The organism is Anaerovirgula multivorans (assembly GCF_900188145.1).
In the GTDB taxonomy this organism is placed as follows: Bacteria; Bacillota; Clostridia; order Peptostreptococcales; family Natronincolaceae; genus Anaerovirgula; species Anaerovirgula multivorans.
Genome location: NZ_FZOJ01000005.1, coordinates 126555 through 139592 on the forward strand (window position 1 = coordinate 126555; position 13038 = coordinate 139592).

The 13038-nt window shown below is 34.9% G+C and carries 11 protein-coding genes and 1 riboswitch; of the genes, 10 read left to right on the forward strand and 1 reads right to left on the reverse strand.

Annotation, left to right across the window (positions count from 1 at the left end):
* Positions 1 to 33: 33 nt before the first annotated feature.
* Positions 34 to 342 carry a DUF6897 domain-containing protein gene (locus CHB72_RS27265; protein ID WP_242975061.1) on the forward strand — a complete coding sequence of 103 codons (309 nt, stop codon included), beginning with the start codon at positions 34 to 36 and terminating at the stop codon, positions 340 to 342.
* 164 nt (positions 343 to 506) lie between these two features.
* On the forward strand, positions 507 to 1313 hold the full coding sequence (locus tag CHB72_RS06895) for a hypothetical protein (protein WP_089282145.1): 807 nt from the start codon (positions 507 to 509) through the stop codon (positions 1311 to 1313).
* 490 nt (positions 1314 to 1803) lie between these two features.
* Here CHB72_RS06895 and CHB72_RS06900 read toward each other — a convergent pair whose 3' ends face one another.
* Positions 1804 to 4716 carry a GGDEF domain-containing phosphodiesterase gene (locus CHB72_RS06900; protein ID WP_089282146.1) on the reverse strand — a complete coding sequence of 971 codons (2913 nt, stop codon included), beginning with the start codon at positions 4714 to 4716 and terminating at the stop codon, positions 1804 to 1806.
* A gap of 319 nt (positions 4717 to 5035) precedes the next feature.
* A riboswitch (cyclic di-GMP riboswitch) is annotated at positions 5036 to 5122 on the forward strand.
* 81 nt (positions 5123 to 5203) lie between these two features.
* Between CHB72_RS06900 and CHB72_RS06905 the strand changes: the two genes are divergently transcribed.
* The 8 genes from CHB72_RS06905 (at position 5204) to CHB72_RS06940 (ending at position 12901) form a co-directional block, all read left to right on the forward strand.
* Complete coding sequence (locus CHB72_RS06905) at positions 5204 to 5455, forward strand: late competence development ComFB family protein (protein ID WP_089282147.1); 252 nt, start codon at positions 5204 to 5206, stop codon at positions 5453 to 5455.
* 324 nt (positions 5456 to 5779) lie between these two features.
* On the forward strand, positions 5780 to 6604 hold the full coding sequence (locus tag CHB72_RS06910) for a motility protein A (RefSeq protein ID WP_089282148.1): 825 nt from the start codon (positions 5780 to 5782) through the stop codon (positions 6602 to 6604).
* Positions 6588 to 7313, forward strand: coding sequence for an OmpA/MotB family protein (locus tag CHB72_RS06915; protein ID WP_176431242.1), 726 nt, complete (start codon positions 6588 to 6590; stop codon positions 7311 to 7313). The genes CHB72_RS06910 and CHB72_RS06915 overlap by 17 nt, the downstream gene beginning before the upstream one ends.
* 426 nt (positions 7314 to 7739) lie before the next feature.
* Positions 7740 to 9353 carry an ABC transporter substrate-binding protein gene (locus tag CHB72_RS06920; RefSeq protein WP_089282150.1) on the forward strand — a complete coding sequence of 538 codons (1614 nt, stop codon included), beginning with the start codon at positions 7740 to 7742 and terminating at the stop codon, positions 9351 to 9353.
* 24 nt (positions 9354 to 9377) lie between these two features.
* Entirely contained in the window at positions 9378 to 10370 is a 993-nt protein-coding gene (locus tag CHB72_RS06925; protein WP_089282151.1) for an ABC transporter permease, read from the forward strand.
* Positions 10367 to 11239, forward strand: a complete 873-nt coding sequence (locus CHB72_RS06930) for an ABC transporter permease (RefSeq protein ID WP_089282152.1) — start codon at positions 10367 to 10369, stop codon at positions 11237 to 11239. Before CHB72_RS06925 ends, CHB72_RS06930 begins: the two co-directional genes overlap by 4 nt.
* A 38-nt stretch (positions 11240 to 11277) precedes the next feature.
* Positions 11278 to 12306 carry an ABC transporter ATP-binding protein gene (locus tag CHB72_RS06935; RefSeq protein ID WP_330396988.1) on the forward strand — a complete coding sequence of 343 codons (1029 nt, stop codon included), beginning with the start codon at positions 11278 to 11280 and terminating at the stop codon, positions 12304 to 12306.
* Positions 12296 to 12901 carry an ABC transporter ATP-binding protein gene (locus CHB72_RS06940; protein ID WP_089282153.1) on the forward strand — a complete coding sequence of 202 codons (606 nt, stop codon included), beginning with the start codon at positions 12296 to 12298 and terminating at the stop codon, positions 12899 to 12901. Before CHB72_RS06935 ends, CHB72_RS06940 begins: the two co-directional genes overlap by 11 nt.
* The last annotated feature ends 137 nt before the right edge of the window (positions 12902 to 13038 follow it).

The following is a 13038-nucleotide window of genomic DNA, read 5'->3' on the forward strand; positions in this document are numbered from 1 at the left end:
AGGTTAAAATATAAAGTAAGGGGTGAGAATTGATTGAATTCATCAACATGGATCACTATTTATATGCCATTGTTTATGTTGTTTTTTATTATCATTCCCCAAAAACGAGAAATGGAAAAAGGCGTATTATTAAAAATAAAAAAGAGAAAGGGTGTAGCAGCTATGACAAATGAGGTAATTAAAAAATATATAGGAAAGAATTGCAAGATATCGACAGGCTCATTTGGGACAAATGTAGTAGGAAAAATAATTGATGTAAATGAAAATTGGATTGAGGTTGAGACTAAAAAAGGAAAGGAATTAATAAATGCTGATTTTATTCAAAACGTTAAAGTAAATTGATTATAGACTATAATACGATAATTGGCGTAGGATTTGCACTTCATTTTTAAGGGCACAATGTCCATGGCGTAATCTAGCTCAGATACAGCTTAACCAACTGGCAGGGGCTATGTTGGTAACACCAAAGATGCTTCAGTAAAATTTTACGGTAGTAGGAGGTAAAAATGGGTAAACGTGAAGAATATAGAATACAATTGGAACCACTAATAAGTAAAAGTGCTTTTGAAGAATTGGAAGATATGTTAATTGCTAATTCCAATTTACCAGGACCAAGGGGTAACTTGGAGTTAGCATATGGATTTGCTGATTGCATAAAAGATATGCAGTACATTGATGATAATTTATGGCAGATTTTAAATGAATGGATAGAACTATTTGAGAATACCTCTTCAGATGGGCCTAAAGAATTCATTCCTTTCTGTGCTATACAAACCTTAGGAGCTATATTCACTTGTGTTGATTCCGAAAAGAAAGAAAGAATCATTGAATTATTTCAAGCTAAAGCAAATGACTCGAGGTGGCGGATTAGGGAAGCTGTAGCTATAGGTCTTCAATGGATCGAAGAGGAGAATTTTAAGGAAGTAGAATTAATTTTTAATAAATGGATTGATGATGCGTCTCTTTTGGAAAGAAGAGCAATTATAGCAACTCTAGCACATCCTCCTGTTTTACATGACAAGGATAATGTATTATTCTGTCTTGAAATTACGGAAAGGATTTTGAAAGATATAATTAACCTAGAGCGAGAATTTCGTAGGACTGAAGAATTTCGTGTTTTAAGAAAAGGGCTTGAGTATGCTATAAGTGTATTTGTTGCAAAACTACCTAATGAAGGCTTTGAATTTTTGAAGAAATGGGCTCGAAAGGATGATCCTGATATAAAGAAAATAATAAAGTCTAATCTGGGCAAGTCTAGATTGACTAAAAAATTTGGGCAACAGGTAAACGAAGTATTAGTTCTCCTTACATAAAATGAGACTTAATTCATAAGTAGGCAACCGAAAGTTTGGTTTGTAACTTTCGTGTTGATCACTTAGTTTGTTTATCTATAAGCAGATAACCAAAATCTTTGATTTTGTGTTGGTCACTTAGTTTGTTTATCTATAAGCAGATAACCAAAATCTTTGATTTTGTGTTAGTCGCTTAGTTTGTTTATCTAGAAGAAGCGGGAGTCTTAGCAATACACCGAAGGATAAAGTTAATTCTGTAGCGTCGTAACACCTAGTATATAAGAAAAAAATGTTGGACATTTGTGCGTTTGAGTATCTTGATCAGCTGTGTATATTTCATTAATACAGCTTCAATTAGTTATTTAAAAAGGAGAATACTCAATTTCATGTTTTTAAAAGGCCAAGTATTTGTCTTATACTTGGCCTTGCGTGTTAAGTAGTCACTATTTTCTATGAGAATCTATAAGAATAAATTCATTCATATGAGTAAGAAAAGAGTAGCATTTTAGTCCTATTCAATCATTTCTAAAAAATTATTATAATATATCTTTTCTGCGTCTTCTACCTCCAATGGTTTACTAAAGAGATAACCTTGAATATAGTTGCAACCAGCTATTTTAAGACGTCTATATTGGTTTATATCCTCTATACCTTCTGCTACTACTTCTAAATTTAAGCTGTGTGCAAGAGAAACTAGGCTATCCATTATTTTTACATTTTTAAGTTCTAAAAATTTATCATTTATAGATTTGTCTAGTTTTATTTTATCTATGGGTAAAAAGGTTAAATAGCTAAGTGAGGAATATCCTGTACCAAAGTCATCTATTGTAATTTTTACTCCTAATGCCTTTAATTTATTTAGAAATTCTATGGTTTCACCTGTTTTGTCTAAAAATATACTTTCTGTAATTTCTATGTCTATATACTTGCCATCTACATTCATTTCTTTTAATATATTTTGTAAAAACGCTATGTAGTCCAGGTCATTTAATTGTTTTGCAGAAAAATTAATAGCAATAGGCTTTGCAGTATAGCCCATTTTTTCCCATATAGATAATTGATTGATGACCTGTTTTGTTACCCATCTTCCAATTTCTATGATCATTCCTGTTTCTTCTGCGACTGAGATAAATAGCGTTGGAGAGATAGGATGATTTCTCAGTCTTAAAAGAGCTTCAAAGCCTACAATTTTTCCTGTGAAGGTACAGATTTGTGGCTGATATACTAGTTTAAATGCTTCTTCCTTTATTGCCTCTCTTAAAATCTTTTCTATTTCAGCCTTTTCCTTCAATTTTTCTGTCATTTCTTTTTCAAAAAATATGTATCCATTCTTTCCATTATTCTTTACTTTATACATGGCCATGTCAGCATTCATAATTAACTGATTAACTTCATTGCTGTCTGAAGGGTATAGGGTTATACCGATACTAGAGCTTATATGGATTTGATCCTCCTCCATTTTTAGCTTGTTTTTAAAAATAGCCGTTATTTTTTTTGCATAATTTTCGATTTTTGCAATATCTTTTTCGTCTTCTACTAATATAAGAAATTCATCTCCACCAAATCTTGATACAAATAGTTTTTCATCCTTAAGCTTTTCAAATTCTTGAGCCACTTTTTCCAGTATCCTATCACCATATATATGGCCTAATGTATCATTGATTTCTTTAAAGTTATCAAGATCTAATAGCATTACTGCACCAGATTGTTGTTTTTCTATAGCTTCTTTCAGTTTTTTTATAAATCTTCTTCGATTAGGCAAGTTTGTTAAAGGATCATGATAAGCAAGGTAATTTACATATTGTTCTTGTTTCTTCATTTCACTAATATCTAAAAGGATTCCATTAAGAAGCTTCAAATTTTTTCTGCTATCATAAATTCCTTTTCCATGGATTAATACCCATTTTAAGTGACCATCACTATTTTTGATTTGTATTTGAATGTATATTTCTTTCTTTTCTCCTTTTTGATAATCCATAAATTCCTTCATTAATTTTTCTTTATCTTCTTTCAAGAAAAGCTGATTCAATACTTCATGAAAATTTTCCTTTTTATCTATCGTTACTCCCACTATATTTTTAAATGCTTGAGAAAAATAGATGGTTTGATGTATTATATCGATCTCCCATACAGCACTATTGGTTCCTGTAATGGCAATTTCATATTTTTGTTTCAAATTTTCTAATTTCTCTGTATAACTTTGTATTTCATCAAATTGTGTTCTCAATTCTTCTTCTGTTGCTGCTAATTGTTGATAAGCTGCTGAAATTTCTCTATTAGATGCATACAATTCTTCTTGAGTTTCCTTTATTTTGTTAAAATAGCTATGGGTTTTATCTAGCAGGTTGTTTATGGAGGAAGCCAGTCCAAAAAAAGTATCGTTTTTTAGTAAAGGTAATCTATATTTTATATTGTTTTCTATATCAATTTGGTGAATATATTGATCTAATTGGCTTACTGGTTTGATAATATTTTTATTCTGTATCCACAAAAAAATCAAAAACATAATAAAAGCTATGATAAATAGAATAGTAGAAAACATATAAATAGAAGCATAAACCTTTTCCATAGAAAAACCTATTCCAAGCGCACCTATAATCTGATCATCAACAAAGATAGGCGTTGCTACTTCTAGTATTTTGCCATCTATTTTAGGATAATACCATTCAACAGCAGTGGTATTTCCTTTCATTGTTTCCTTATATTCTTCGTCATCAAGATATATAATACCTATATCTTCTATATCTGAATCCGCAATAGCTTTTAAATCTGTATTTATAACAAGTGCATAAAGAATGCTCTCTTCTTTAGCTAAATTTTCAACCAAGGTTTGATAGCTAAATTTTTCAGTTAGGGCATATATATTTTCTGCTAAAATTCCTACTTGAACAAAATTACCATCTATGTTTTTAATAGACCCGTATTTGAAAGGAATACCAGTGATGGCATCTGGTCTTATATCCTCCATCAGCTCTTTTTCATTATTTGAAATGAAATCATATAATGGATGGCCTTCAAAAGCTTTCCAGCCAGGATGCCCTTCAAAGTTGGAATATAGTATTTCTCCTTCAGGAGAGTACCAATTTAATTCGTCTACTGCTGCGCTTTTTTGAAGTTCTCTCAGCAAATCATCACTCATAGTTTCTTCATGTTGCAGCACAATCTCTGCTGTTATCTTTATTTTTTCCTCTAACATTTCATAAAGGCTGTTTAGAGAAGCAGTATTACCTGCTATTTGTCTAATGGTTTGCATAGCAAGGCTTGTCCCATCTTCTTTCATTTGATCTACTAGTAAATATTTGGTTATGTAATAGTTACTAATACTTACTATAAACAAAGTAATTAGTGTAATAATTATAGGCATATATATTAGTCTATATTTGTTGACCATGGTATTTTTTGCTTTATCTTTTGAAGTCCCCATAGTTTTCCCCCTTTAGTACTATAAATCCTTCTCTCGGTTGCCTATTACATAATTAATATTAAAACCTTTATATACTAATTATTCTATAAATGTGACAAAATTCCTTTTTTTTCAACAAGGAGCACTTGGGCATTTTTCTTTAATTTTACATAAGTATTAACATGGATAGGTGCTTTGTATCTTAGAGTAGAATTGCAAAGTTTTTTTAAAAATCAAAATTTAACCTTTAATATATAGTATAGTTGATGTATAATATACTATATGAGTCTTAAGACCTATTGGAATTTGAACTTTTTCAGAAAAACTAAATAGATTAAATTATTGATAATAGCAAACTTATTGAAAGATGAGGACGCAAAGCTATGAGCCTAATGGGAAGATTTCCAATGGTTGCTAGGTTGCCGTTAATTATGACTATATGATAAAGGCAGCCATTTTACTTGAGTTGCTTTCAATTTATTTAGTTCATAGTGAGAGGAGAAAGACAATGCTAGAAAATTATGCTGAGCACCTTGTCCGAGAAGTGTTTAATGAAAACAAAGCACTTTATAGAACATATAAATTAGAAGCTCCCGAAGACGATATAATACGAATGGTTTTAAATAGAATGACTCCTAAATACTTTCTCTCAACTTCTAGTGAGGGAGAAAAGAAAGCCTATATTGTTAATAGGCAGATGAGAATGGAGGCATTGATAAAGCTAACGGAGGCAATGGAGCGATTAAATAAAAAGGTATGAAAATATTATTCTAGATACATTCTTTTAAATATTAATAATATATTTGGCCTTTTACAAACACCAATTGACTATTATTATATTATTACTAAAGAAAAATATAAAAAAGTAGTTTTAATGCTTACAAACTTGAGTATTAATTTGAAGGTCCTTCATTACTGGAGGACTTTTTTTAGTAATATACTTAAATTTCTCTTTTGGTCATTAACATTTTTGCTGATTTTGTCGAAGGTATTATAGTATAATAAAAATATACAAAGACTTTATTTAGTTAGACAAGTCATGTATCACTTAGACACAAAATGAAGAACTTACTGGAGGTATTGGATGAAAATTGATTTTGGAAATAAAAATAAGAAACTGCTTATTATTGCAGTGATGCTCTTGATCATAGGACAATCCTTAATAGGAAGTATTTCCTTAGAGGTGTTATTTAACTTAACAGCATTACAAATTATTTTTGCTGGTATATTTATATCTGTATTTGTTAGTTTTCCCATGACCACTTTATCAGATACATTAAGGATAACCAAAGAAAGCTTTTTAAAGGAAATTGATTATGCTGAAGACATTCATAAAATCCACAGTCTTGCTGTGAAGGTGAAAAAAGATGGTCTGTTGTCGATCCAATCAGACATCGATAGGGAAGAAGATATTTTTTTAAAGGATGGTATGATTTTATTAAATGATTATAAAAAGTCAGAAGTAATTAAAGACATTTTACAAAAAGACATTGAGTCAAGAGAAACCAATCTATTCAAACCCTACAATGTGTTTAAAATGATCTCTCATGTGGCACCATCTTTAGGCCTTATCGGTACTCTAGTGGGATTGATCGGTTTGTTGTCTAACATAAATCAACCCTATGAAATTATGAACAATATGGCAGCGGCCTTAGTAAGTACATTATATGGTAGTTTAATAGCTAACTTTATCGCTGTGCCCATCATGGTGAGAATTAAAGAATATATCGATAAAAATGTCCTGAGATATAATATAATCACCGAAGGCATATTATTAATTGCGCAAAATGATTCTGCAAGAAATGTGTTTGATAAGATGAATGTCATGCTAAAAGAAGGAGAACGCTTACAATATCCTGGTAATGGGATGAATGAAAGGAATAGTCAACTTCATGAGCTCAAAATATAAAGATAACAAATATGAGATAGAATTTTCAAGCAATTGGTTCATCACCTATAGCGACATGATTACTATTGTACTATGTTTCTTTATTATTTTCTTTATCTTCACTGCAGAGGAAACCAGTTTATTATACGATATAAAGGAAGCTCTTTCTTCTGAAGTTGAGGAGTTAAGCAGTCAAGTGGATGACTTGAGTAAAGAAAATGAAGCATTACAAACTGAAAAAGATTCTTTAGCAGCTCTACTTTTCGGCCTTGAGGATATAGAAATAGATATGCAGCAGTCTCAGGAGGAATTGATTATCTACTTAAGAGAAAAAAATCTTTTAGATCAAGTGAGTATTATGCAAACTGATAGGGGGCTTTTGATCCGATTTAAAGACAGTATTTTGTTCTCCAGTGGAAGGGCTGACATATCATCAGAGGGACATGTGATATTGGGTCACATTGGAGATAAATTAAAGAAAATCGATAATAAGATCATCGTGGAAGGTTATACAGATAATCTCCCTATGAATACTCCTTTATATCCATCAAACTGGGAGCTATCAGTGGCTAGGGCTATTAACGCAGCCAAGGTTTTGATAGAAGAGAAATCAATCGCAGAAGAAAGAATTTCCGTGAGTGGATTTGGAGAAAATCATCCTATTGATAGCAATACTACATCGACAGGACGAGCAAATAACAGAAGAATTGAAATTACTATTCTCAATTAAAAGACTCTGTTAATTATAAATGTTGATATTTTAAAAATGATAAGATGTTGCAGTGAACATAATTCTAAACATAGTGAAGAATCTTGTGCCTAATGCTGTAAATAGGTTCTTTACTTTTGTTCGGAATAGAATAAATAATATTTTAAATTATGGATTGCAAAGCTTTGAAAAGTTTGATATAATTATAACAAAGTTAAAAGATAATACATAAATATTATAGTTGAAATCAAACCATGAAGGTTAGATTATTCTTATGAAGAGAGTAAACCTATCTTTCGTGGTTTTTTGTTTTTGTGATGCATGAGGTGATAGTAAAATATAGAAAGGAGGAAATACTCAAGGAAATCTACTCGTTATTGTTTTAACAAAATGCAAATGATTGGTTACGAAATTATAAAATATTACATAAGGATGGAGAGATGAAATATGTCGAAAAAGCTACTTTCATTAATAATGTTTTTTGCACTTATACTATCATCTATTTTATTAACCAGTTGTTCTCCAGCAGAAAAGGCGATTTCACCAACTGAAGAAAATATTAACAAGGATGAACTTGTTTTAGCGATTGGTAGTGAACCTGATGATGGTTTTGATCCTATCAATGGCTGGGGACGCTATGGTTCGCCGCTTTTCCAAAGTACATTATTTGTTCGTGATAATAATTTTAAAATAGTAAATGATCTTGCTACTGATTATGATATTAGTGAAGATGGTATAGTTTGGACTGTAAAGCTACGAGAGGATGTAAAATTTTCTGATGGGATGGCATTAACAGCTGCCGATGTTGAGTATACCTTTGATGCAGCCTCTAAAAGTGGATCTGTGATTGACCTCAACATTATGAAAAGTGTTGAAGCCACCGATGAGTACACAGTAAAGTTTATTCTTAACGAACCTCAATCAACCTTTATCAATGTGCTTGCCACTACGGGAATTGTACCAAAGCATGCACATGATGAGAATTATGCCGAAAATCCTATTGGATCTGGACCCTTTAAGCTTGTACAATGGGACAAAGGACAGCAGATTATCGTAGAGGTAAATCCAGAATATTATGGAGAAAAGCCAAACTTTAAAAAGTTAACCTTTCTATTTTTAGGAGAAGATGGAGCTTTTGCTGCTGCAAAGGCTGGGCAGGTGGATATGGCATCCATCCCGGCGGCGTTTTCACAACAAGAGGTACCAGGAATGAAGTTAGTAAACTTGAACAGTGTTGATAATCGTGGTATACTTTTTCCTTTTGCAGCCTCTGGAGGAACAACAGAAGAAGGATTTCCAGTTGGAAATGATGTAACAGCAGATATAGCTATCCGTAAGGCGATTAATATAGCTATTGATAGAACAGCTTTGGTCAATGGGATTCTAGAAGGCTATGGAACACCAGCCTATAGTGTTTGCGATGGTATGCCTTGGTGGAATCCTGACACGGTTACTCAAGATAATAACTTAGAGGAGGCTAAAAAAATATTAGCCGATGCTGGGTGGATGGACACAAATGGTGATGGGATGCTGCAGAAGGATTCCTTGAAGGCTGAGTTTACTATGATATATCCTGCAAGTGATCAAACCCGTCAATCTTTAGCAATAGCAGTAGCAGATATGATTAAGCCCCTTGGTATTCATGCCATAGCTGAAGGTAAAAGCTGGGATGAGATTGAGAAAATGATGTATTCTAATGCAGTGCTCTTTGGATGGGGGAGCTACGATCCTCTAGAAATGTTTAATCTATATAGTAGTGAAACTGCCGGCAAAGGATACTATAACACTGGGTTCTATAGCAACTCAACGGTTGATGAATACATGAAGAAAGCACTTGAAGCAACCACTGAGGAGGAAGCTATTGAATATTGGAAAAAAGCACAGTGGGACGGTACAACTGGTTTTAGCGCTAAAGGAGATGCTCCTTGGGCATGGCTAGTGAATCTTGACCATTTATACTTAGTAAAGGAAAATCTTGAGATAGGTACACCTAAAGTACAACCCCATGGACATGGATGGCCAATGACAGACAATATTGTAGAATGGCATTGGAATAAATAGAGACTAAAGGAGGTTAGCAGAACTATGGAATCAACAGGCCTGTTGACATTTGTAATAAAGAAAAGTATACGATTGGCTACATTATTAATAGCTATTTCACTGCTTTCCTTCTTGCTGGTAAGCTATTCTCCCATTGATCCGGTGCAAGCCTATGTAGGCGCTGATATGATGCGCGTAGGTCCTGAGCAACGGGAAAAGATAGCAGAGTACTGGGGACTAGACAAATCACCGCTGCAGCAGTATATCCATTGGAGTGGTGCTGTAATAAAAGGAGATTTTGGAACATCAATGATTTTTCGACGTCCTGTAGTAGATGTGATTAAGGAGCGCTTCATGGCATCTCTTGCCCTTATGATGATTGCTTGGCTATTATCAGGGTTCTTTGGTTTTGTTCTAGGCATTATTGCAGGGATGAAACAAGGAACTTGGATAGATAAACTTATAAAGTGGTATTGTTTAACTCTTGCCTCCACCCCTACCTTTTGGTTAGGACTTTTGCTACTTATTGTTTTTGCCATGAAACTAGATTGGTTTCCTATAGGATTAGGGGTGCCAGCGGGGGTTCTAGCAGAGAACGTAACGGTTGGACAAAAACTGAAACATTTGATTTTACCAGCATTGACTTTAAGTATCATGGGGGTTGCAAATGTAGCACTACATACACGACAAAAACTTATTGATGTTCTCTCTAGTGAATATATACTATTTGCCAAGGCTAAGGGAGAAAAAGGTTTTTTATTGCTTTGGCGTCATGGGTTAAGAAATATAGCTTTACCTGCTATTACACTACAGTTTACAGCCTTTAGTGAATTGTTTGGAGGTGCTGTATTGGCAGAACAGGTATTTTCTTATCCTGGGTTAGGTCAAACAACTGTTCAGGCAGGTTTGAGAGGAGATATCCCCCTGCTATTAGGAATTGTAATCTTTAGTGCATTATTTGTATTTTCAGGGAATTTAATGGCAGATCTTATTTATAGAATCGTGGATCCTCGAATTAGGGAAGGAGGGTCTGTATGAAGTCTATAGATCCCACAATTGTTAAGAAAAAAACTCTTATTTATATACCAAAGCTTAATCGAAGACAACGGACCATTGTTTCCACAGTATTTGCTGCTATGTTACTGTTAGCTATTATACTAGGAGGATTGCTTATTAGCAATGAAAGAATTACTACAAATCTAGAAATAAGAAATCTATCACCTTCATTGGAGCATCCTTTTGGGACAGATTGGCTGGGGAGAGACATGTTTGCCCGTACCATTAAAGGGTTAACCTTAAGCCTAGGTGTTGGTATAACAGCTGCTGCCTTTAGTGTACTGATTGCGCTAGCATTAGGTATGTTGGCGGCCACGATGGGGAAAAGGATAGATGCGCTTATATCCTGGCTTATCGATCTATTTCTTAGTGTTCCTCATCTAGTTTCTCTGATCCTCATTGCTTTTACTTTGGGAGGAGGAGTAAAGGGAGTAGTTGTTGGCGTGGCCTTAACCCATTGGCCTAGTCTTGCAAGAGTAATTCGTGCGGAAGTAATGCAGCTGCGATCTGCTGAGTTTGTAGGGATTTCTCGTCAATTTGGCAAAGCTTCTTGGTGGATAGCAACAAGACACATATTCCCCCACCTCATACCACAGTTTTTCGTGGGATTGGTTCTGTTGTTTCCCCATGCTGTCTTGCATGAGGCAGCTGTCACATTTTTAGGTTTTGGGCTGTCACCTCAGCAACCTGCAATTGGCATCATTTTATCGGAGTCCATGAAGTATCTATCTACAGGGATGTGGTGGTTAGCTTTTTTCCCTGGATTGGCGTTATTAATCATGGTGCGATCATTTGATATTCTTGGTGATAATCTGCATATGCTTATTGATCCTCATAGGGGACATGAATAGAAATAAAAAATAGTAGTAAAGAAGGAGGTAGAATAACATTGTCTCTAGCATCGCCAATTAAAAAAGAACAAGAATCTTTTCATATACCCAAACAACAGAAAACCCAGAGAGTTATGAAGCTAGCAGAAGCTCCTAAGCAAATCAAACCTATTCTTGAGGTACAGGATCTTGCAGTATCTTTTTCTCAATATACAGAGGGATTGCGACAGAAGGAATTGGAGGTAATTACCAATCTGAACTTATCAATTCATCCAGGAGAAGTACTGGCGGTGGTGGGTTCAAGTGGGTCAGGTAAAAGCTTACTTGCTCATGCTATTCTAGGAATTCTCCCTAGCAATGCTACAGTGACTGGCTCTATTTCTTATAAAGGAGAAAACTTAACTTCCAAAGAACAAGCAGCTTTACGAGGGCAAGAGATTGCTTTGGTACCCCAATCAGTAAATTATCTAGATCCCCTTATGAAGGTAGGAAAACAGGTGCGAACTGCTGTAAAACAGGGAGATGCTATTAAAGCACAACGAGAGGTTTTTGCTAGATATCAGCTACAACCCCAGGTTGAAAATTTATTCCCATTTCAACTATCAGGAGGAATGGCACGGAGGGTTCTTGTATCGACTGCAGTGGTAAGTGGAGCGGAATTGATTATCGCAGATGAGCCTACCCCAGGACTAGATGCTGAGGTTGTTAAGGAAGCGTTAAATTGTTTTCGTGAATTGGCAGATAAGGGGGTCGCCATTATGCTAATCACCCATGATATTGAAACGGCACTTTCCATTGCAGATCGCATTGCGGTATTTTATGCTGGTACAACTGTTGAAGTGGCTCCAGCAAAAGATTTTACAGGAAAAGGAGAGGCCCTTCGACATCCCTATACAAAGGCTCTATGGAGAGCATTGCCTCAAAATGATTTCTTGCCTATTCCAGGTTTTCAACCCCTACCCAATGCCTTACCAACCGGTTGTTTATTTGAACCTCGTTGTCAACAGGCTGCACCTCAGTGTGCCATGGTTCAGCCGAAAACCCGTATGGTACGGAATGGGATGGTGAGGTGTAATCATGCTACTTGAAGGAAAAAACATAGGCTTTCGTTATGACAAAGGCCCCTGGATATTACAGGATACTAATATTGCTATAGAATCAGGAGAAGTGGTAGGGATTATGGGTCCAAGTGGATGTGGGAAAACCACTCTTGGTCGGATATTAGCTGGTTATGAGAAGCCCTATGAAGGCAGTGTTACACTCAATGGGGCTCCACTGCCCCAAAAAGGATATAATCCTGTTCAGCTGGTATTTCAGCACCCTGAAAAGGCAGTCAATGGTCGATGGCATATGGCAAATACATTAAATGAAGGGTGGGAGCCTCATGATGATATTCTTGCCTCATTGGGTATCGAGAAGGCGTGGTTGAAGCGTTGGCCAAATGAGTTGTCAGGTGGAGAGCTCCAAAGGTTTTGTGTAGCGCGGGCTTTAGGTACCAAGACACAATTTCTTATTGCAGATGAGATGACAACCATGCTAGATGCTATTACACAGGCTCAAATATGGCATGTGGTACTGGACGTGGCAAAAAAGCAAAACATTGGAGTGCTTGTGGTGAGTCATGAGAAAAATCTCATAAAGCGATTATGTCACAGAGTTGTTGACTTAGAAGCTATGAAATAAAGCGTCGGTTATTCTTAAAGATAATGAAATAAGAGCTGGTTTTTTTACAACCTCAAAATAAGACAAATGAAACGTCTCCTAGACATGCTGAAAATAGCATACTGTCTGACGACTCGGAATTCATTATAGAGCTCCCA